Raw genomic sequence first — 21,527 nt, 5'->3', positions numbered from 1 at the left:
CAGCCTCAGTGCCGGTCGTCTGTCGCGGCCACTGTGGCAAGTGCCGCTTCGCGCCAGGCGGGCTCGACGGCGGTGGCGCGCTGCAGGCCGCGCTGGGCCGCCGCGCGGGCGCCGGCGCGGTCACCCGCGTCCAGGCGCAAGCGCGCGAGATTGATCCACGCCACGGCGCTGTCATGCTGCTGCGCCACGGCCTCGAAAGCGTCGCGTGCGCCGGCCGCGTCGCCCGCCGCGTTCAGCGTGTTGCCCAGTCCGATGCCCGCCAGCGGGTTGCCGGGCCAGCGCGCAAGCAGCGTGCGGTAGGCCACCGCCGCGCGGGCCGGTGGCGCGACGCGCTCGAAGCCCACGGCGGCGTCCAGCGCGTCGGCCTCGGTGGCGCTGGCCGGCAGCTGCTCCGGCGGCAGCACGGCGATGGCCCAGCGGCCGCCGCGCGCCCAGGTGTATTCGAAGGTGCGCAGCGCCAGCGTCTCGCGCTGCGTCGTACCGCTGCGCAGCACCAGCTCGCGCGCGGCCAGGTCGTAGCCGACGACGACGGCGTAGTGCCAGCGGGGCGCGAAGTCCAGGCCCAGGTTCTGCAGCACGACGACGGCATGGCCCGCCGCGACCTCGCGCAACAGCGCCGCCAGCTCCCGGGGCAGCCGCGTCGCGACTGCGCCCTGGCGGCGGGCGCCACCCAGCATCTCCAACTGCAGGCTGCCGGCGCGCGACGGCAGGAAGACGGCATCGGCCAGCCGGTCGGGGTCGGCAGGCAGGCCGATGTCGGCCAGCACGGTCGCCAGCGCGGCCGGGCCGCAGTGGTCGCGTGTCTGCGGGAAGAAGGGCACCTCGGCGCGTTCGGCCCGCGCCGGCAGATCGGCGGGTGGCTGGGCCAGCAGCGCGGCCGTCTGCGGCGGCGTGAAGAAGGCCGCGCAGCCGCTCAGTGCCAGCGCGGCGAGGGCGCTGGCGAGCCGCGCGATCAACGCACGGAGCGCGTGAACGGGAACACCTTGGTCAGGCCCAGGATGTCGGTCACCAGCAGGATGATGAAGATGGTGAACAGCACACCGAGCACATCGCTGCTGCCGGCGGGCGCCTGGTCGATCTGGGCGAGCATCTGCTGGGCCTCGGCGTCGGTCAGCGCGTCGACGCGCGCGCGCATCTCGTCGGTGGACACGCCACGGGCCTGCAGCATCGCGGCCAGGTCGGCGCGGTCCAGCGTGGCTTGCAGCCGCGCGTGGGCCTCGCTGCGCGGCGCAGCCTGCAAGGCCGCGGCCGCCTGCTCGGTGCTGATCAGCGCGGTGGGCGCCGCCTGCGCCATGCCGCTGAAGACCACGGAAGCAATCAGGAAGGACGTGAGGATGCGCCGTGCGTTGTTCATGTGGGTCTCCAGGGACGTGGCGGTTGTGGAACGGGCCGGCATGCTAGGCCGAGGCATGCGCGCCCCGGTTGCGCCGCTGCCATGTCGCGGCCTTGTCCTACAGCGACGTGTTGCGCGCCGGAACCACGCCATAATCCGGCCGCATTGCGGGCGTCGTTCAATGGTAGGACCTGAGCTTCCCAAGCTCATGACGTGGGTTCGATCCCCATCGCCCGCTCCAGACTCAGACGGCCCGTACCTCAGGTACGGGCCGTTGTTCTTTCAGCTGCGTTCCTTCAGCTGTCAACCCAGCTCACGCGCCCCCGGCCCGCCGCCTTGGCCAGGTACAGCGCCCGGTCAGCCGCCTCCACCAGGCCTTGCGGCTGCGTGCCCGCCGACACGCCCAGGCTGATGGTCACGCAGCCGTCGACGCCCGGGTGCGCCAGCGCCAGCGCGCGCACCGTGTCCTCCATCAACTGCGCGACGCCGATGGCGCCGGCCAAGTCGGTGTCCGGCAGCAGGCAAACGAACTCCTCGCCGCCGTAGCGGGCCAGCAGGTCGGTGGGCCGGCGCAGGCAGGCGCGCAGCGCGGCGGCCACGCGCCGCAGGCAGTCATCGCCGGCCAGGTGGCCCAGCGCGTCGTTGTAGCGCTTGAAGTGGTCGACGTCGGCCAGCACGACGGCCAGCGGCGAGCGCGTGCGCTGGGCGCGGCGCGCCTCGGCGAGGAAGCGTTCGTCGAAGTGGCGGCGGTTGTGCACGCCGGTCAGGCCGTCGATGAAGGCCAGTTCACGCAGCAGGTCGGCCTGGGCCTTCAGCGTCAGCTGGGTGCGCACGCGGGCGCGCACGACGGTGGGGTTGAAGGGTTTGGTGATGAAGTCGGCCGCGCCGGCGTCCAGCCCGCGAGTCTCATCGTCGGGGTGGTCCTGCGAGGTGACGAAGATGACGGCGATGCTGCGCAGCAGCGGGTCGGCCTTCAGCTCGGCGCACAGCTCGTGGCCGTCCATGCCGGGCATCTGCACGTCCAGCAGCACCAGGTCGGGCTGGCGTTCGCGGCACAGCTGCAGCGCGCGCGCGCCGTCGGTGGCCATCAGCACCTGGCAGTCTGCCGCGAAGACGCGGTGCAGCGCCTGGATGTTGACGGGCTGGTCGTCGACGATGAGCAGGCGCGGGCGCCGGCCGGGCGGCGTGTGGCCGGGCAGCAGCGGCGTGCGCTCGGGCAGCGAGATCTGCATCATGGCCGGGGCTCCAGCGTGGCGCGCACGCGCCGGCACAGCGTCAGCGCGGTGCCGAAGTCGAGCGAGGTCATGGCCGCGTCCAGCGCGGTGGTGGTATCTGCATCCGCTTGGGCCCGCAGCCGCGGGCGCAGCGCCTGGTGGACATCCAGCGCGTCGAGGTCGGCGCCGTCGAGCAGCTGGGCCAGCGTGTCCAGGCTTTCGGCGAGGCTGTCGGTAGGCGCCGCGCCATCACGGTCGGCATGCAGCGCGTGCAAGGCCTGGCGGGCCGACAGGTCGGCGGCGAAGCGGTCCAGCGCGGCCAGGTCGGCCTGGCGGCGTTCGAGGAAGCGGTCGCGCCAGTCGTCGTCCGGCGCGGCGGCGTGCTCGCCCTCGGCGGCCAGCGCCGCGAGCTGCTCGGCGCCCAGCATCGCGGCCAGGCCACGAAAGCCGTGCAGGCCGCGCGTGGCGGCGTGGCCGCCTTCGGCCAGTGCCAGTGCCAGTTTGCGGTCCTGCTCGTGCAGCGCGGCCAGCGTGCGCTCGAAGAGTTCGACGCGGCCGGACATGCGCGCCAGCGCCTCGGCCAGTGCGATGCCGGCGCGGCCGGCATCCGCCAGCAGCGCGGGCGGCAGCCCGTTGGGGGCAGTCGCCTTGTCCTGCGCGGGCGCGGCACCGCAGCGGCGGCGCAGCACGGCCACGAGGGTGTCAGGGTCGAAGGGCTTGCCGATGTGCTCGTCCATGCCGGCGTCCAGGCAGGCCTGGCGCTCGGTCTGCATGGCGCCGGCGGTCATCGCGATGACGGGCAGCGTGAGACCCAGCTGGCGGCGCATCAGCCGGGTCGCCGTCGTGCCGTCCATGACGGGCATCTGCACGTCCATCAGCACGGCGTCGAAGCCGGGGCGGCCACGCGTGTTGGCCAGCAGCGTCAGCGCCTGCTGGCCATCACCCGCCAACGTAACGACGGCGCCTTCGAGTTCCAGCAGCTCGCGCGTGACCTGCTGGTTGCCGGGGTTGTCCTCGACGACCAGCAGCTGCAGGCCGGCTAGGCGCTGCGGCGCCGGCTCGGGCAGGGTGTCGTCGGCGCAGCGCGCCTGGATGGCGGCGCCGACGGCCTGGCTCAGCATCGTCGCGGTGACGGGCTTGACGAGGAAGCCGTCCAGCAGCGCCTGCTCGGCGGCGCTGCGCTGGGCCAGGCGTTCGCGGTCGTGGCTGGTGACCATCAGGATCAGCGGCTCGGGCCCCAGCTGCTGACGCAGTCGCACGGCGGTCTGCCAACCGTCCATGCCGGGCATGACCCAGTCCAGCAGCACGACCTCGGGCGGCAGCTCTTCCACCAGCGCCAGTGCCGCCGCACCGCTGGCGGCAAGCCTGACCTGCCAGCCCAGTGACTCGGCCAGCGCGCCCAGTGTGCGGCGCGCCTCGGCGTGGTCGTCGATGACCAGGGCCTGCAGCGTCTGGCGCGGCGCGGGCGCCGGCACGTCAGCCTGCAGCGGGAAGCTGAGCGTGAAGCTGAAGCGGCTGCCCGTGCCGGGCGTGCTGTCGACATGGATGTCACCGCCCATCAGACGCACGAGGCGGCGGCTGATGGCCAGGCCCAGGCCGGTGCCGCCAAAGCGCCGCGCCGTCGAGGCCTCGGCCTGGATGAAGCCGGAGAAGATGCGCTCCTGCTGCTCGGGCGGGATGCCGATGCCGGTGTCGCGCACCGAGAAGACCAGCGTGACGCTGCTGGCGCTTTGCGCCACACGGTGGATGCCCAGCACGACCTCGCCGGCGGCCGTGAATTTGATGGCGTTGCCGGCCAGGTTGACCAGCACCTGCTGCAGGCGCAGCGCGTCGGCCACGATGACGGGCGGCAGGTCGGGGTCGAGGTCGAAAAGCAGCTCCAGGTCGTGCTTGACGACGTTGGCCGCCAGGATGACGGACAGGTCGCGCAGTAGCTCCTCCAGCCGCGTGGGGTGCGGGTCTAGGCCCAGGTGGCCGGCCTCGATCTTGGAGAAGTCGAGGATGTCGTTCAGCAGGCCCAGCAGGCCGCGCGCGGCGCCCTCGCTCTTGACGGCATAGTCGCGCTGGCGGGCGTCCAGCGGCGTCTTCTGCAGCAGGCGCAGCATGCCCAGCACGGCGTTCATCGGCGTGCGGATCTCGTGGCTCATGTTGGCCAGGAAGCGCGTCTTGGCCTGCGACGCGCGCTCGGCGGCCAGGCGGGCCTGGGCCTGCGGTGTCAGGTCCAGGCAGGTCAGCACCAGGCCGCCGTCGGGCAGCGGGGCGGTGCGTGCCTCGATGAGGCGGTCGCCGGTGCGGTAGGTCTCCAGGCGGTTGGCCTGCTGGTCACGGCCCAGTGCCAGCGCGGCCTCCACCGTGGCGCGGGCCGCTTCGCCCTGGCCGTAATCGCCGCGCGCGGCGAAGAAGCTGACGAGATCGTCGAAGCGCAGCGGCGGCTCCTCGAACAGCGAGGCCGGCACGTTGAGCAGGCGTTCGAACTCGGCGTTGTGGACCAGCAGGCGGCGCTCGGCGTCGAAGACGGCCAGGCCGCAGGGCAGGTTGGCCATGACCTCGCGTATCAGCGGGCTTGGCGCAGGCTTGGGCCGGTGCTCGGCACTCGCGCCACTGTGCATGTCCCACGCCGCCATCGCTCCCCCGACCCGCTGGCGCCCCGACCTGGGGTGCCGGACGTCACGAGTCTAGGACCGGCCCGCCGGACAGCCGTGCCGGGGTCGCTGCAAGAAGCGACAGGTTTGCCCTAGGCCGCCGGTTCTGTGGCGCTACTCGCGCACGATGCGGCCGGGCGTCGCCTGGTTGACTGCCTGCGGGTTCTCGCGCAGCAGCCCGATGAGGGCGTCGATGTCAGTGCCCAGCACGGCGCGGTCGCGGCCGTGCTTGAACCCCGCCGCTTCGTCACCGCCCTCGGACAGGAAGTTGTTGACGACGACGCGGTAGTCCCGCGTGCGGTTCAGCGGCTGGCCGTCGATGAGGATCTCGCCCAGTTGGGGCGCGCCGTCGGCGCCCGCGCGCCAGCGGTAGCGCAGCGTGGAGGAGGGCTGCAGCATGCGCGGCGAGGCACCGGCCTTGGGCAACTGGCGCTGCAGGATGTCGAACAGCTGCTGGCCGGTCAGTGTCAGTGCCACGAGTTCGTTGCCGAAGGGCTGGATGGCGAGCAGGTCGCTCATCGTGGTGGGCTTGCCGGCCTCCACGACCAGCTCGGCACGGATGCCGCCCGGGTTCATGAAGGCCAGGTCGGCCGGCGCCTGCTTGCGTGCAAAGGCGAGCTGGCTGTCGGCGATCAGGTTGCCCAGCGCCGCGTCGCCATGCGGCTCCTTGGGAAAGCGTGTCGCACCCCGCGGCAGGGTGGCCACCGGCTTGGTGCGCGCAGCTTCTGTCAGCGCAGCGGCGCGCGCCACGAGGTCGGCCAGCGCGGCGTTGGGCGCGTAGACGGACTGCAGCACGGGATGGTTGACGGCCTGGGCGTCCAGCACGCGGCCGCTGGCGTCGAGCTTGAGGCGGCTTTCGGTGATCCAGCCGCCGTAGCTGCCGGCCTGCACGACGAGGCGGCCGTTGATCTTGCAGGTGTAGGCCTGGTGGGTGTGGCCGCCGATGATGATGGCGTAGGCCGGGTCCAGCCGCTTGGCGATGTCTTGCACGCGGCCGGTCAGCGTCGGGCAGGCGTAGCTGGGGTCGTTGGCGCCCGCGCCCTGGGCCTGCACGCCGCCCTCGTGCATGACGGCGACGAGCACGTTGGCCCCCTCGGCCTTGAGCTGGGGCACCAGCGCGTTCAGCGTGTCGGCCTCGTCGGCGAAGCGTATGCCCTTGATGGCGCGCGCGACGATGACGAGGGGCGTCTCCAGCGTGGCGACGCCTGCGATCGCCACCTTCAAACTGCCGGCCGGCTTGATGACATGGGTGGGCAGCAGCGGCTTGCCGGTGGCGGCGTCCAGCACGTTGGCGCCGAGGTAGGAGAAGCCGGGGCCCTTGTAGCCCGGCCACAGGCAGCCGCCGGCGCCGCATTCGCCGCGCGCCTGGCGCAGCAGCTCGGGCAGCCCGGCATCCAGCTCGTGGTTGCCCAAGGCGCTGGCTGAAATGCCCAGTTCGGACATGGCGGCCAGCGTCGGCTCGTCGCGCAGCAGGTTGGAGATCAGCGGCGAGGCGCCGATCAGGTCGCCGCCGGCGACGACCAGTGCGTCCGGGTGTTTGGCGCGCAGCTCGGTGAGGGCCGTGGCCAGGTGGGCCACGCCACCGGCCGGCTGGGCTTTGACCTCGCCGGTGGCGGGGTCGGGCAGGCGCGGCATCAGCGGCGTCGGCTTGGCGGGCTGGATGTTGCCGTGGAAGTCGTTGATGGACAGCAGCGCCAGCTCGGTCGTCCTGGGGGGCTGCTGGGTGGCGCAACCGGCAAGAACGACGGCGATGAGGGTGGCCAGTGCCGGGGTGCCGGCGAGGCGGAAGGGGGTGTGCAAGGCCATGTTCTCAAGTGCTCGGGCTGGGGCGGCGATCTTAGAAGTGCGTTTGTTGCGGGAGTTTGTAGTGATTTCACGACAGCCCATGACGACGCTTGCGATGTTTACAAAGACGTTTGAATGCACAACATTGGTGCAAAACGGCGCGCCAACTTGCGCTTTACCTGCGGCAGCGCCGGTAAAACGGGCCGATAAACGCTGGCTGTCGCGGCGCCACGACGCACTGTGACAGTGCCTTCCTCCCGGGCGGAATGCCTAAAACGGGCCACTTCTGACTTACCCGTAAAGTTCTGTCACAGAAAGTCATGACAATTCCGCCACCGTTGCGGCCCCGTCCTTTTTGGGCACTGGCGCGCGCAACCACGTGAGCGTCCCGCATGACGTTTTCGTGACCGTTTTCGACACATCAGCCGCGCAGCTGCCGCGCACAACAGGAGTGATTGGGATGAGCAACAGGTTTGGGTCCGCGTTCCCGCTATCGGCGCTGTGCGCCGCCGTGGCCATCGTGGCCGCCGCGCCGGCTATGGCGCAGAACACGACGGCCGCCATTGGCGGCCGGGTGACAACTGCAGCCGGTGCGCCCGTGGCGGGCGCCACGGTGACCATCCTGCACAAGGATTCCGGCTCGGCCAACACCCTGGTGACCGACGGTGAAGGCCGCTACAGCGCGCGCGGCCTGCGCGTCGGCGGCCCGTACTCCGTCACCGCCGTCAAGGGCGCCGACAAGAGCAGCCAGGACGACATCTACCTGCAACTGGCCGAAAGCCTGAACTTCGACATCCGCCTGGGCGGTCAGACGCTGGAAGCGGTCGTTGTGACCGGCAGCGCGACTTCCGCCAACAGCAAGTTCAACAGCTCCAACGCTGGCGCCGGCACCAACCTGGGCCGCCAGGAACTGGATGCCTACGCCTCCATCGCCCGCAACCTGCAGGATTACGCCCGCCAGGACCCGCGCCTGTCGCAGACCGACAAGGAGCGCGGCGAGATCTCGGCCGGCGGCCAGAACTCGCGCTACAACTCGATCACCGTCGACGGCGTCAAGATCAACGACACCTTCGGCCTGGAGTCCAACAACCTCCCGACGATCAAGCAGCCGATCTCCATCGACGCGATCCAGTCGGTGCAGGTCAACATCTCGAACTACGACGTCACGCAGCAGGGCTACACCGGCGCCAACATCAACGCCGTCACCAAGTCGGGCACGAACGAGGTCAAGGGCAGCGTCTACTACGTCTATCGCGACGACGAAATGAGCGGCCGCCGCTTCAACCGTGTCACCGGCCAGCAGTTCGACTTCCTGCCCTACACGGAAAAGACCACCGGCGTGACTCTGGGCGGCCCGATCATCAAGGACAAGCTCTTTTTCTTCGCCAGCTACGAGGAAATGAAGAGCAACCGTGCCCAGCCCGAGTTCGGCCCGGTCGGCAGCCCGCTGACCAATGTGGCGATCTCGCAGGCCACCATCGATGCCGTCGCCAACATCGCCAAGACCAAGTACGGCATGGACATCGGCACGCCCAACGGCCCGGCCCCGGTCACCGTCAAGGACACGCTGCTCAAGGTCGACTGGAACATCAACGAGAACCATCGCGCCAACATCCGCTACACCAAGACGGACCAGGCCGAGACCAACTTCGGCACCTACAGCGCCACCGGCCTGAACCTGACGTCGTGGTGGTGGAACCAGAAGAAGACCATCGAGACCGTCGTCGGTCAGTGGTTCGCAGACTGGACCCCCAACTTTTCGACCGAGCTGAAGCTGTCCAACCGCGATTACCACGCCGAGCCGGTCAACAACAGCAAGCTGCCGGCCATCGGCCTGTCGTTCCAGGGCGCGGCTCCCGCCGGTTCGCCCGCCGGCATCAACACCGGTACGCGCTTCCTGAACTTCGGCACGGAACTCAGCCGCCAGTTCAACATCCTCGACACCAAGACTGTGGACGGCTACTTCGGTGCCAACTGGGTCGTGGGTGACCACGAGATCAAGGCCGGTGCCGACTACAGCAACAACAAGGTCTACAACGCGTTCTTCCAGAACGTCAACGGCAACTACACGTTCGGCTGTATCAACACCACGGCGGCAACCGCTGCTGCTGATCGCTACACAACCCCGGGTCTCACTGGCAACGTGACATGCGCCAACTTGAGCGGCGCCCTCGTGGAAGCCGCCGTGCTGGAGAACTTCACACGCGGTCGCTTCAGCGGCTACCAGGTTCAGACGCCGCTGACCGGCAAGACGCTGGACGATGGCATCGCCAAGTGGTCCATGGCCAACACCGGCCTGTTCCTGCAGGACGCCTGGACGGTCAGCAGCAACCTGACGTTGGGCGCTGGCGTCCGCTATGACCGCACTTCGGTGCCGGATTCCCCTGCGCAGAACACGGCCGTGCTCGCCGCGCCCATTGCCGGCAGCGTCACAGGGAACCTCGTGGATCGGGCCAAGGGGGGCTTCGGCCTGAACAACGCCATCACAGCGGATGGCAAGGACCTGGCTCAGCCACGCGTCTGGTTCAACTACGTGCTGGACGGCAAGGCCAACCAGAAGAAGCAGGTCCGCGGCGGCTTCGGCCTGTTCCAGGGCGCTGCGGCCAACGTTTGGATGTCCAACCCGTTCTCCAACACGGGCCTGGCGACGGGCTTCGTGGGCTGCGGCAATACTGGCTTCTCGGCCTGCCAACTGGGCGTGAACACCAAGGATGGCAGCTTCAATCCGGATCCGAGCAAGCAACCGACCACCGGTTTCGGTGGCTCGGCCGTCAACGTCGACCTGATCGACCCGTCGCTGAGCCAGCCTTCGGTCTGGAAGTTCAACCTGGCATTCGATGCTGAGCTGCCGATGAACTTGGTGGCGGGTGCCGAATGGGTGCACACCAAGGTCAAGGACGGTATCTACTACCAGCATCTGAACCTGGGTGCGCCGACGGCGACCGGCAAGGATGGCCGCGAGCTGTTCTACACGCCGGCCGGCTACAACCCGCTGTGCTGGAGTGCCACGGGCAGCAGCGTGACCAACGGCGTGCCGTGCGCGACGTCGGCCACCAGCTCGGGCTTCCGTAATCGCGCGCTGTCCAACGCCGCCTACAACAACGTGCTGCTCGCCACCGGTACCGACAAGGGCGGTGGTGACTCCATCACCTTCACGCTGGGCAGCAGCAAGCCGGTGATGGGCCTGAACTGGCAGGTGGCCTACACCCGCACGTCGGCCACCGAAGTGAGCCCGCTGACCTCGTCGGTGTCCAACTCCAACTTCAACGCCCGCTCGGTGTTCAACCCGAACGAGAACGTCGATGCGAACTCGGCCTACCTGGTGAAGGATCGCTTCAACGCGTCCCTGAACTGGTCGCAGGCCCTGATCGGCAAGTACAAGACGACGGTCGGCGTGTTCTATGAAGGCCGCAAGGGCAAGCCCTACAGCTGGACCTACCGCAACGACTTGAACGGCGACGGCGTCTCGGGCAACGACTTGATGTACGTGCCGACGGGCTTCGGTTCGGGTGAAGTGGTCTTCCTGGGCGACACCGCCACGAACAAGTCCAACGAGACCCTGTTCTGGAGCATCGTGGACGCCAACAAGGCCCTGCGTGATGCCAAGGGTGGCGTGGTCAAGCGCAACAGCGCGTTCTCGCCCTTTACCAACAGCTTCGACGTGCGCGTGAGCCAGGAAATCCCGGGCTTCTCGGCCAAGCACAAGGGCGTGTTGACGCTGGACATCCTGAACTTCGGCAACCTGCTGAACAACCGTTGGGGCCGCATCAACGAGATCGCCTTCGCCTCGGCCGGTGGTCAGCGTCGCACCTTCGTCAACTACGTCGGCCTCGACGCGAACGGCAAGTACATCTACCAGGTCAACCCGGTGGTGGACGACTACACGCAGCGCCAGGTCAAGGGCGAGTCGCAGTGGGCCGCTCAGATCACGGCTCGCTACGAGTTCTAAAAAGAGCAAAACGCCAGGGCCGCCTCATCGGCCTTGGCAAAGCAAAAGGGCCCCACAAGGGCCCTTTTTTTGTTGCCGTTGATGGCCGGATAGCCCCGACCTCTGCAACCGTCCGAAATCGCCGACGCAATTCAGGACGCGTCGCTGGCCACAGCCTCGCCAGCCGCTAGGACACGGCAGGTTGGCGGCCGACACTGCGACGTCTCAGACCTGCCAGTGCGCCAACGCCGAGCAGCAGCAATGCGGCCGATGCAGGCTCTGGCACCGCCGCGGCGTTGAGGCCGGTGAAGGTGTAGGTGAACTGCTTGCCGGCCGCGCCGTAGTCGGCGTACTGGTCGGTGTCCAGCGTCAGCGAGAAGGAAAATGCACCGGGCGGCAGGCCGGCCTTCGCGTGCAGCGACAGTGCAGCCAGGCCACCACCGCCGGCCAGTTGCACGCCGTCGACAAAGCCCACCAAGTCAAACAGAGCCGGGTTGGTCAGCGTGTAGCCGCGCAAGGTCAGGGACGTCAGGCTGGCCGTCGAGGCCGACTGCGTGGTGGTGTTGAAGACGTTGAACGCAAAGCTGTCCCCCGGCGCCAGGCTGCCCAGATCATGGCTGCCGCCGATGCCGTAGGTGCTGGCCAGAACCGGTGTCACGCCGGCATCCGGGTAGGCCTCGTTGACGACCCGGCAGGCGGAGCCGGCGCCATAGGAGTTGGTGCCGGTCGGACAGGCCGCTGCCATCGCACTCCCGAGGCCTGACGCGAACCTGCCCGGTGGCGCCGCCAGGGGCGCCTTCTGGCCGATGGTATCGACGTAGTAGCCCGGCGCCGCCAGCTTGGGCGCGGTGGCGCCCACGGTATCGACGTAGCTGCCCAGCGGTGCCAGCTTGGCTGCCGCGGCCCCGGTCGTGTCGACATAGCTGCCCAATGGCGCCAGCTTGGCGCTGCTCGCGCCGACCGTGTCGACATAGCGGCCCAGGGGTGCCAGCTTCGCGGCCGCCGCGCCCGTGGTGTCGACATATTTGCCGAGCGGCGCCAGCTTCGCCGCGGACGCGCCGGTCGTGTCGACGTAGCTTCCCAGCGGTGCCAGCTTGGCTGCTGCGGCCCCGAGCGTGTCCACGTAGCTGCCCAGCGGCGCCAGCTTCGCGGCACTGGCGCCGACGGTGTCGACGTAGCGGCCCAGGGGTGCGAGCTTGGCCGCCGATGCGCCCGTCGTGTCAACGTAGCGGCCCAGCGGCGCGAGTTTCGCGGCCGAGGCCCCGACGGTGTCGACGTACCTGCCCAGCGGCGCGAGCTTGGCGGCGGTCGCGGCGGCGGTGTCCACGTAGCTTCCCAGCGGTGCCAGCGTCGCCGAGGTGGCCCCCGTGGTGCTGACATAGCTGCCTACGGGCGCGGCGGTCTGGCTTGTCGCGCCTGACTGGGCGACGAAATAGCCTGCGGTGGCCAGGTTGCAGGGGGCCTTGCCGGTGGAGCTCCAGCTGCCAGCACTGCAGGGCGGCTGCATGGGCGGCGGCGCGGTGTAGGCCACTGCGGTACTTGGCAAGGCGGCAAACGCGACCAGGGCCGGCAACCAGGCGCTCGGCCTGGGTGGCGGCGTCATGGGCAACGGCCGCGTTCTGTCGTCGGTGACGGTCATGCGAGGGCTTTCAGGGGTGGAACTGCATCCAGCCGTGCCTGGCCGAGGGGGACCTCAGGTGCGCGGTGCCGTGCTGGAAGGCATTTCCAAAGCCTGATTGCCGCAGTCTCCCAGGCGCAAGCGACGCCCGCGATCAACGCGAACCCGGCGTCGGGGCGTCGAATGAGGCTTTCGTCCTCTGCCTTGAGGAGGCCGGTTCCTGCGATGTGAGAACCAGCGCGTGAGCGCTGGCTGCGCCGATGGCGGCGACTACTTTTGGATGTCGCCCAGGCAGAGGTACTTCACTTCGACATAGTCCTCGATGCCCTGCCGGCCACCCTCGCGGCCCAGGCCCGATTGCTTGACGCCGCCGAACGGCACCTCCGCCGTCGAGATCAGCCCCGTGTTGACGCCCACCATGCCGTATTCCAGCGCCTCGCCGACGCGGAAGATGCGGCCGATGTCGCGGCTGTAGAAGTAGCTGGCCAGGCCGAACTCGGTCGAGTTGGCCAGCGTGATGGCATCGGCCTCGGTCTGGAACTTGAAGATGGGCGCCACCGGGCCGAAGGTCTCCTCGCGCGAGCACAGCATCTGCGGCGTGGCGTCGGCCAGCAGCGTGGGCTCGAAGAAGTGGCCGCCGGCGGTTGCCAGGCGCTTGCCGCCCGACAACAGTCGCGCGCCCAGCGCGATCGCGTCGGCCACGTGGGTCTCGACCTTCTGCAGCGCCGCCTCGTCGATCAGCGGGCCGACGTTGATGCCGGCCTCGAAGCCGTTGCCGGTCTTCAGCGCGGCGACCTTGGCGGCGAACTTGTCCAGGAAGGCGTCGTAGACGCCGGCCTGCACGTAGATGCGGTTGGCGCAGACGCAGGTCTGGCCGGCGTTGCGGTACTTGCTGGCGATGGCGCCTTCGACGGCCGAGTCCAGGTCGGCATCGTCGAAGACGATGAAGGGCGCATTGCCGCCCAGCTCCAGGCTGAGCTTCTTGATCGACGGCGCGCATTGCTTCATCAGGATGCGGCCGACCTCCGTGGAGCCCGTGAAGGACAGGTGGCGCACGACATCGCTCTCGCACAGCACCTTGCCCACCTCGATGGACTGTTCGGAGTCGGCCGTCAGCACGTTCAGCACGCCCGCCGGCATGCCGGCCTGTTGCGCCAGCTCGGCGGCCGCCAGCGCCGTCAGCGGCGTGGCCTCGGCCGGCTTGATGATGACCGTGCAGCCGGCGGCCAGCGCCGGGGCGACCTTGCGCGTGATCATCGCCAGCGGAAAGTTCCACGGCGTGATGGCCGCGCAGACGCCCACGGCCTGCTTGATGACCAGGTAGCGCTTGGTCGGGTCGGTGGTCGGGATGGTCTCGCCGTAGACGCGCTTGCCTTCCTCGGCAAACCAGTCGAGGAAGCTGGCGCCGTAGATGACCTCGCCGCGCGCCTCGGCCAGCGGCTTGCCTTGCTCGGCGGTCATCAGCCGGGCCAGATCGTCGGCATGCTTGACCAGCAGTTGCTGCCAGCGCACCAGCACGGCGGCGCGCTCCTTGGCCGGCTTGCTGCGCCAGGCGTTCAGCGCGTTGGCGGCGGCGGCGATGGCCGCTTCGGCCTCGGCGCGGCCCAGATTGGGCACCTGCGCCAGCTCGCGGCCGGTGGCCGGGTCGGTCACGGCGAAAGTTGCGGCGCCGCCGACCCATTCGCCGTTGATCAGGGCCTGGGTGCGCAGCAGGCCGGGGTTCTCGAGTGCGTCCAGCGGGGAATTGGCGTCCATCGGGGGTCTCTCCTGTCGTATTGAGAGTCACTCTACCCGGGCCGCGTAAAGCCCCCTCTCTACAATCGACCCTCTTTGTCACCGACCTTTTCTAGGGAAGCCGCTGAATGAAAGCCGCCGAGATCCGCCAGACCTTTCTGAAGTTCTTCGAGTCGAAAGGCCACCAGATCGTCGCGTCCAGCCCCGTCGTGCCGGGTGACGACCCGACGCTGCTGTTCACGAACGCCGGCATGAACCAGTTCAAGGATGTGTTCCTGGGCTTCGACAAGCGCTCGTACTCGCGCGCCACCACCAGCCAGAAATGCATCCGTGCCGGCGGCAAGCACAACGACCTGGACAACGTCGGCTACACCGCGCGCCACCACACCTTCTTCGAGATGCTGGGCAACTTCAGCTTCGGCGACTATTTCAAGAAGGACGCGATCAGCTATGCGTGGGAGCTGCTGACGGTCAACTTCGGCCTGCCCAAGGAAAAGCTCTGGGTCACCGTCTACAGCGAGGACGACGAGGCCTACGAGATCTGGAACAAGCAGGTGGGCGTGCCCGCCGAGCGCATCGTGCGCATCGGCGACAACAAGGGCGCGCGCTACATGTCCGACAACTTCTGGATGATGGGCGACACGGGCCCCTGCGGCCCCTGCACCGAGATCTTCTACGACCACGGCCCCGACGTGGCCGGCGGCCCGCCGGGCTCGGCCGAGCAGGACGGCGACCGCTACATCGAGATCTGGAACAACGTCTTCATGCAGTTCAACCGGACTGAAGACGGCGTGATGCATCCGCTGCCCAAGCCCAGCGTGGACACCGGCATGGGCCTGGAGCGCCTGGCCGCGGTCCTGCAGCATGTGCATTCCAACTACGAGATCGACACCTTCGTGAACCTGCTCGCCGCGGCCAAGAAGGCCGTGGACGAAGCCGGCGGTGGCGACTGCGATGCGACGAGCCCGTCGCTGAAGGTCATTGCCGACCACATCCGCGCCTGCTCGTTCACCATCGTCGACGGCGTCATCCCCGGCAACGCCGGCCGCGGCTATGTGCTGCGCCGCATCGCCCGCCGCGCCATCCGCCACGGCTACAAGCTGGGTGCGCGCACGCCGTTCTTCCACAAGCTGGTCGCAGCGCTCAGCGCCGAGATGGGCGAGGCCTACCCCGAGCTGCGCCAGGCCCAGGCCCGCGTGACCGACGTGCTGAAGCAGGAAGAAGAGCGCTTCTTCCAGACCATCGCCACCGGCATGGAAATCCTCGAAGCCGCGCTGGCCAAGGGCGGCAACGTCGACGGCGACACGGCCTTCAAGCTGCACGACACCTATGGCTTCCCGGTCGACCTGACCGCCGACGTCTGCCGCGAGCGCGGCGTGGCGGTGGACGAGGCGCGCTTCAACGAGCTGCTGGAGGAGCAGAAGAACCGCGCCCGCGCCGCCGGCAAGTTCAAGATGGCGCAAGGCCTGGCCTACAGCGGTGTGGCGACCGAGTTCCACGGCTACGAACACCTGGTCTGCGAGCACAGCAAAGTCACGGCCATCTACGTCGACGGTGCGCAGGTGAACGAAGCCCAGGCCGGCGACGATGCCGTCATCGTGCTGGACCACACGCCCTTCTACGCCGAGAGCGGCGGCCAGGCGGGCGACGCCGGCGAGCTGCGCAACGGCACGACGCGCGTGGTCGTCGCGGACACCATCAAGATCCAGGCCGACGTGTTCGGTCATCACGGCCAGGTCGTCGAAGGCTCGGTCAAGGTCGGCGACCAGTTCGCCGCCCGCGTCGATGCCGAACGCCGCGCCAAGACCGTGCGCAATCACAGCGCCACCCACCTGATGCACAAGGCCTTGCGCGAGGTGCTGGGTGCCCACGTGCAGCAGAAGGGCTCGCTGGTGAACGCCGAGCGCACGCGCTTCGACTTCGCACACAACGCGCCGATGACGGCCGAAGAGATCCGCGAGGTGGAGTCCTTGGTGAACGCCGAGATCCTGGCCAACGCGGGCGCGCAGGCCCAGGTCATGGCGCTGGATGACGCGCAGAAGTCGGGCGCGATGATGCTGTTCGGCGAGAAGTACGGCGACAACGTGCGCGTGCTGTCCATCGGCTCGTCCAAGGAGCTGTGCGGCGGCACGCACGTGAAGGCCACCGGCGACATCGGCCTCTTCAAGATCGTGGCCGAGTCCGGCGTCGCGGCCGGCATCCGCCGCGTCGAGGCCGTCACCGGCGACAACGCGCTGGCCTATCTGCAGTCGCTCGAAACGACCGTGCAGGGCGCGGCGATGACGCTCAAGACGTCGCCGCACGAGCTGGGCGCCCGCCTGCACGCCGTGCTGGACCAGATCAAGTCGCTGGAAAAAGAACTCGCCGCGGCCAAGAGCAAGCTCGCGTCCGCCCAGGGCGACGAGCTGATGGCGCAGGCCGTCGACGTCAAGGGCATCAAGGTGCTGGCCGCCAGGCTCGAAGGCGCCGACGCCAAGACGCTGCGCGAGACCATGGACAAGCTCAAGGACAAGCTGAAGACCGCTGCCATCGTGCTGGCCGCGGTGGATGGCGACAAGGTCCAGATCGCTGCCGGCGTGACGGCCGACAGCACGGCCAAGGTCAAGGCTGGCGAGCTGGTCAACTTCGTCGCGCAGCAGGTCGGCGGCAAGGGCGGCGGCAAGCCCGACATGGCCATGGCGGGCGGCACGCAGCCGGCGGGTGTGCCCGCGGCGCTGAGCAGCGTCGCGGCCTGGGTGGCCGAGCGCGTCTGACGCGGTCCAGCCGCCGATGAAACAAGGCCCGCGACAGCGGGCCTTTTTCTTTAGAAGGTTTCCCAGTCGCCTTCGGCGGCGGCTGGTGCCGGTGCTGGCGCCGGCCGGGGTTGGGCTGCGGGCGCCGGGCTGGCCTTGGCGGCAGCGACTGGCTTGGCAGCCGGCTTCATGGCCGGGGCAGGGCGGGGCGTCACGGCGGCTTTGGGGGCGGGTGCCGGCCTGGGTGCGCTCACCGCCGGGGCAGCCTTCGGTGCGGCCGGCCGCGATGCCGGGGCACGATGCGGCTCGCTGCCCGCCACGCGGAACACGGCCACGGCCTCGACCAGGCGCTGCGCCTGCTCCTTCAGGCTCTCGGCGGCAGCGGCGGACTCTTCCACGAGTGCCGCGTTCTGCTGCGTCATCTGGTCCAGCTGAACGACCGATGTGTTGACGGATGCGATGCCTTCGCTCTGCTCGGTGGCGGCCGAGCTGATCTCGCCAATGATGTCCTGCACGCGCTGCACGCTGGAGACGATCTCGCCCATGGTCGTGCCGGCCGTCTGCACCAGGCGGGCGCCGTTCTCCACGCGCTCCACGCTGTTGCCGATCAGCGCCTTGATCTCCTTGGCGGCTTCCGCGCTGCGGCCCGCCAGGCTGCGCACCTCACCCGCGACCACGGCGAAGCCGCGGCCCTGTTCGCCGGCGCGGGCTGCTTCCACGGCCGCGTTCAGCGCCAGGATGTTGGTCTGGAAGGCGATGCCGTCGATGGTGCCGATGATGTCGGAGATCTTCTTGCTGGCGACGTTGATCTCGTCCATCGTCGTGACGACCTGGCCCACGACCTCGCCGCCGCGCGTCGCCGCAGACACGGCGGACTGCACGAGCTGGTTGGCCGTGCGGGCCGAATCAGCCGTCTGGCGCACGGTGCCAGTCAGCTCGCTCATGGACGACGCGGCGTTCTGCAGGTTGCTGGCCGTCTGTTCGGTGCGCTGGCTGAGGTCCAGGTTGCCGGTCGCAATCTCGGTGCTGGCCGTGCCGATGCTGTCGACCGAATTGCGCACGGTGCCGATGGTGGACGCCAGCCGCTGGCGCATGCGCTCGGTGTCCTGGATCAGCGAGCCGATCTCGTCGTTGCGGCTGCTGCTGACGGACTGGCTCAGGTCGCCCTCGGCGATCGCGCCCACCGCGGTCTGCAGCGAGGCCAGCGGCTGTGCGACCCAGCGGCGCATCATCCACATCAGGCCAAAGCCCAGGCCCAAAGTCGTCAGGGCCAGCGCGCCCCAGAAGAACCACAGTGTCGAGCGTCCCGCTGCTTGCGACTCGCTGCGCGACACCTGGGCGATGACCCAGTAGCCGGTCTTTTCGCTCTTGCGGGCTACGGCGAAGTTGTCGCTGAGGCCATTGCCCAGCACATCGGGCACGTCGTCCAGCACGACGGCGTTCGCGGTCTGCTCGGCCAGCACCTTCTCGAAGCCCGGTGCGACGCTGGACAGCAGCTTGCCCTTGGCCGTCTGGTGGGCGGCCAGCAAGGCCTTGGTCGGGTCCTTGGGCACCGCGACGATGTAGGTGCCGCCGTGCTCGAAGAACTTGGCGCTGGTGGCCATGCGGTCCATGGCCAGCTCAAAGGCGTCGAGGTCGTAGCCCACGAACAGAATGCCGATGACCTTGCCGGCGTCGCTCTTGATGGGCTCGTAGTGCGTCATGTAGGCGCGGCCGAACAGCAGCGCGCGGCCGGTGTAAGCCTTGCCGGTCTTGACGGCTGCATAAGGCGCACCCTGCTTGTCCAGCAGCGTGCCCATGGCGCGCTCGCCCTTCTCATTCTTCAGCGACGTCGTGATGCGCTCGAAGTCCTCGCCCTTGGCCGCAAAGACCGTGGCCACGCCGCCGTTGACGGCCGCGAACTTGTCGACCTGCGTGAAGTTGCCGTTCAGCTTGGGGCCCCAGTCACGCAGCTCGCCGGTGGCCTCGTCCAGCGAGAAGCTGGGGCCGAACTCCTGGCGGAAGGAGCCGAAGCTGCGCTGGGTCTGCTTGGCTGCGACGTCGTCCATGGCCTGCATGGCATCCACCAGGGACGCGGCCTTGTCGCCAACCCAGGTCTGCACCTGCTCGTTGGCCGAGCGCTTCAGCAAGGTGCCGACCACGAGGCTGACGCCGAGCAGCACCGCCGCGACGGCGACGGCGCCCGTCAGGGAAACCTGGCGGGCGATGGAGTTGACGGACTGGCTCATGCGAATCTCCAAGGGCTTGGCGGGCAATGCTCCGCACACCCCGCGTCGTTGCGGGGGCGCGTGAAGAGGTCAGGAAACGGTGTTCAGGCGGCGATGGCCGCTTCCATCAGGCCCATCTCGGCGCTGCTCATCAGCCCCTCGATGTCCATCAGGATCAGCATGCGTTCGCCGACCGAACCAATGCCGGTGATGAAGCTGGTGTCCACCGAGGCCGAGCTGAGCTCAGGCGCCGGCTTGATCGCGTCGCGGCTCAGCTCCAGCACGTCGGAGACCGAGTCGACGACGGCGCCGACCACGCGGTTCTTCACGTTCAGCACGATGACGACGGTGAAGCTGTTGTACTCGGCGCTGGGGCAGCCCAGTTTCAGGCGCAGGTCGACGATGGGGACGATGACGCCGCGCAGGTTGACGACACCCTTGATGAAGTCCGGCGCATTGGCGATGCGGGTGGGCGCCTCGTAGGAACGGATCTCCTGAACCTTCAGGATGTCGATGCCGTATTCCTCGGAACCGAGACGAAACGTCAGGTACTCGCCGCTCTTGGGACCGTGGGACTTGGCGCTGACGGCACCTTGCTGGCGCAGGGCGGGGACGTTGCTGGCTTCCATGCGGACCTCTTCAGTTGTGTGATGGTTTCAGTGGCGCGAACGGCGCACGAGGCTGCCGACGTCCAGGATCAAGGCCACGCGACCGTCACCCATGATGGTGGCGCCGGACACGTCATTGACCTTGCGGTAGTTGGCTTCGAGGTTCTTCACGACGACTTGCTGCTGGCCCAGCAGCTCATCCACCAGCAGCGCGACGCGGCCGCCTTCGGCCTCAACGACCACCATGATGGAGCTGACGTGCTCGAAGTCGAAGCGCGGCACGTCGAACACCTTCTCCAGCTCGATAACCGGCATGTACTCGTCACGCACCTCGACCACGCGGCCGGAGCCGGCGACGGTCTTGATGGTGTCGGACTGCACCTGGAAGGACTCGACCACGCTGGACAGCGGCAGGATGTAGCACTCGTCACCCACGCCCACGCTCATGCCGTCCATGATGGCCAGCGTCAGCGGCAGCCGCACGGACACCTTCATGCCGTAGCCTTCGGCGGAGTCGATCTCGACCGTGCCGCCCAGCGACGTGATGTTCTTCTTGACCACGTCCATGCCGACACCTCGGCCGGACACGTCGGTGACCTGCTCGGCAGTGGAGAAGCCGGGCGCGAAGATCAGGTTCCAGCATTCGGCGTCGGTCATGCTGTCCGGCGCGTCGATGCCCTTCTCGCGGGCCTTCTTGATCAGCTTCTCGCGGTTCAGGCCGCGGCCGTCGTCGCGCACTTCGATGACGATGCTGCCGCCCTGGTGGGAGGCGACCAGCGTGATCGTGCCCTGCTCGGACTTGCCGCGCGCTTCGCGGTCCGCCGGCATCTCGATGCCGTGGTCGCAGCTGTTGCGCACCAGGTGGGTCAGCGGGTCGGTGATCTTCTCGACCAGGCTCTTGTCCAGCTCGGTGGCTTCACCTTGCGTGACCAGCTCGACCTTCTTGCCCAGCTTGGCGGCCAGGTCGCGCAGCATGCGCGGGAAGCGATTGAACACCGTCGACATCGGAATCATCCGGATCGACATGACCGACTCTTGCAGGTCGCGCGTGTTGCGCTCCAGGTCGGCCAGGCCCGAGGTCAGCTGCTGGTACAGCGCGGGGTCCAGCTCGCGGCTGTTCTGGGCCAGCATGGCCTGCGTGATGACGAGCTCGCCGACGAGGTTGATGAGCTGATCGACCTTCTCGATGGAGACGCGCAGCGTGGTCTGGTCCATGCCGCCGCCAGCGGGTTTGGCATCGGCCTTGACGGCCGGCGTGGCCGGGCGGGTTGGCACGATGGCCGCAGTGGGTGCGACCTCGACGGCGGCCGTGGCCGCGCTGGCGGCACCGGCCGGCACGCCGGGCGCGTCGTCGAAGAAGCCGTAGCCGGGGTCGGCGGACGGCGCCTCGGCCGGCGGTGCGCCGGGCGCGCCGTCGTAGAAGCCGAAGCCCGGGCCCAGCGGCGTCAGCTTGACCTGTTCGCGCGCGACGTGGAAGGTGAACAGGTCCAGCAGGTCGTTGTCGGTCGAGCTGGTCAGCACCTTGAAGCGGCGCATGCCGTCGGAACTCTGGCCGGCGTCCAGCGGTTCGATGTTGCCGAGGTCGGTGATTTCCTTGAACAGCTCGACGAGGTTGTCGGCCAGGCTCAAGTCGGTCAGCGGGCCGACCTGCAGTTCCAGCAGGCGCGTGCCGGGCTTGGCGGCGGCAGCGGGGGCTGCGGCGGCCGGAGCTGCGGCGGTTGCGGCC

At 68.8% G+C, this 21,527-nt stretch carries 12 protein-coding genes and 1 tRNA gene; 3 read left to right on the top strand and 10 right to left on the bottom strand.

Annotated elements, in window-relative coordinates; genetic code table 11:
* Positions 1-5: 5 nt before the first annotated feature.
* Entirely contained in the window at positions 6-956 is a 951-nt protein-coding gene (locus AC1D29_RS25830; RefSeq protein ID WP_477902929.1) for a PA2778 family cysteine peptidase, read from the bottom strand.
* Positions 953-1,354, bottom strand: a complete 402-nt coding sequence (locus AC1D29_RS25825; RefSeq protein WP_477902927.1) for a PA2779 family protein — start codon at positions 1,352-1,354, stop codon at positions 953-955. The genes AC1D29_RS25830 and AC1D29_RS25825 overlap by 4 nt, the downstream gene beginning before the upstream one ends.
* Before the next feature lie 146 nt (positions 1,355-1,500).
* Between AC1D29_RS25825 and AC1D29_RS25820 the strand changes: the two genes are divergently transcribed.
* Positions 1,501-1,574 (top strand) — tRNA-Gly (locus AC1D29_RS25820).
* Positions 1,575-1,629: 55 nt separating this feature from the next.
* Here the strand turns inward: AC1D29_RS25820 and AC1D29_RS25815 are convergent.
* The 3 genes from AC1D29_RS25815 to AC1D29_RS25805 all read right to left on the bottom strand — a co-directional run bounded on the left by AC1D29_RS25815 (position 1,630) and on the right by AC1D29_RS25805 (position 6,995).
* Positions 1,630-2,568, bottom strand: a complete 939-nt coding sequence (locus AC1D29_RS25815) for a diguanylate cyclase (protein WP_477902925.1) — start codon at positions 2,566-2,568, stop codon at positions 1,630-1,632.
* A complete protein-coding gene (locus AC1D29_RS25810; RefSeq protein WP_477902923.1) occupies positions 2,565-5,090 on the bottom strand; it encodes a response regulator in 2,526 nt (841 codons plus the stop codon). The genes AC1D29_RS25815 and AC1D29_RS25810 overlap by 4 nt, the downstream gene beginning before the upstream one ends.
* A 213-nt stretch (positions 5,091-5,303) precedes the next feature.
* The gene (locus tag AC1D29_RS25805) at positions 5,304-6,995 is read right to left on the bottom strand and encodes a bifunctional metallophosphatase/5'-nucleotidase (protein WP_477902921.1); all 1,692 of its coding nucleotides are present in this window, start codon (positions 6,993-6,995) and stop codon (positions 5,304-5,306) included.
* A 439-nt stretch (positions 6,996-7,434) separates the two neighbouring features.
* On the opposite strand from AC1D29_RS25805, the gene AC1D29_RS25800 reads away from it, so the two are divergent.
* Entirely contained in the window at positions 7,435-10,923 is a 3,489-nt protein-coding gene (locus AC1D29_RS25800) for a TonB-dependent receptor (protein WP_477902919.1), read from the top strand.
* Positions 10,924-11,089: 166 nt separating this feature from the next.
* On the opposite strand, the gene AC1D29_RS25795 is transcribed toward AC1D29_RS25800, so the two are convergent.
* Entirely contained in the window at positions 11,090-12,541 is a 1,452-nt protein-coding gene (locus AC1D29_RS25795) for a PEP-CTERM sorting domain-containing protein (RefSeq protein ID WP_477902917.1), read from the bottom strand.
* Between the two features lie 249 nt (positions 12,542-12,790).
* Positions 12,791-14,275 carry an NAD-dependent succinate-semialdehyde dehydrogenase gene (locus AC1D29_RS25790; RefSeq protein ID WP_477902915.1) on the bottom strand — a complete coding sequence of 495 codons (1,485 nt, stop codon included), beginning with the start codon at positions 14,273-14,275 and terminating at the stop codon, positions 12,791-12,793.
* A gap of 107 nt (positions 14,276-14,382) precedes the next feature.
* Here AC1D29_RS25790 and alaS point away from each other — a divergent pair, with 107 nt between their 5' ends.
* Positions 14,383-17,007, top strand: a complete 2,625-nt coding sequence (alaS, locus tag AC1D29_RS25785; RefSeq protein WP_477902913.1) for an alanine--tRNA ligase — start codon at positions 14,383-14,385, stop codon at positions 17,005-17,007.
* A 50-nt stretch (positions 17,008-17,057) separates the two neighbouring features.
* Here the strand turns inward: alaS and AC1D29_RS25780 are convergent, their stop codons facing one another.
* The 3 genes from AC1D29_RS25780 to AC1D29_RS25770 all read right to left on the bottom strand — a co-directional run.
* Positions 17,058-19,214 (bottom strand): methyl-accepting chemotaxis protein, encoded by a 2,157-nt coding sequence (locus AC1D29_RS25780; protein ID WP_477902911.1) that lies wholly within the window; start codon positions 19,212-19,214, stop codon positions 17,058-17,060.
* A gap of 83 nt (positions 19,215-19,297) precedes the next feature.
* Positions 19,298-19,822: a chemotaxis protein CheW gene (locus AC1D29_RS25775; RefSeq protein WP_477902909.1), complete on the bottom strand. Its 525-nt coding sequence runs from the start codon at positions 19,820-19,822 to the stop codon at positions 19,298-19,300.
* Between the two features lie 27 nt (positions 19,823-19,849).
* A partial coding sequence (locus AC1D29_RS25770; RefSeq protein WP_477902907.1) for a chemotaxis protein CheA occupies positions 19,850-21,527 on the bottom strand: 1,678 nt, incomplete at its 5' end.

The sequence above is a fragment of the Roseateles sp. P1_C6 genome, assembly GCF_056406315.1.
This window is presented reverse-complemented; position numbering and strand designations above follow the sequence as displayed.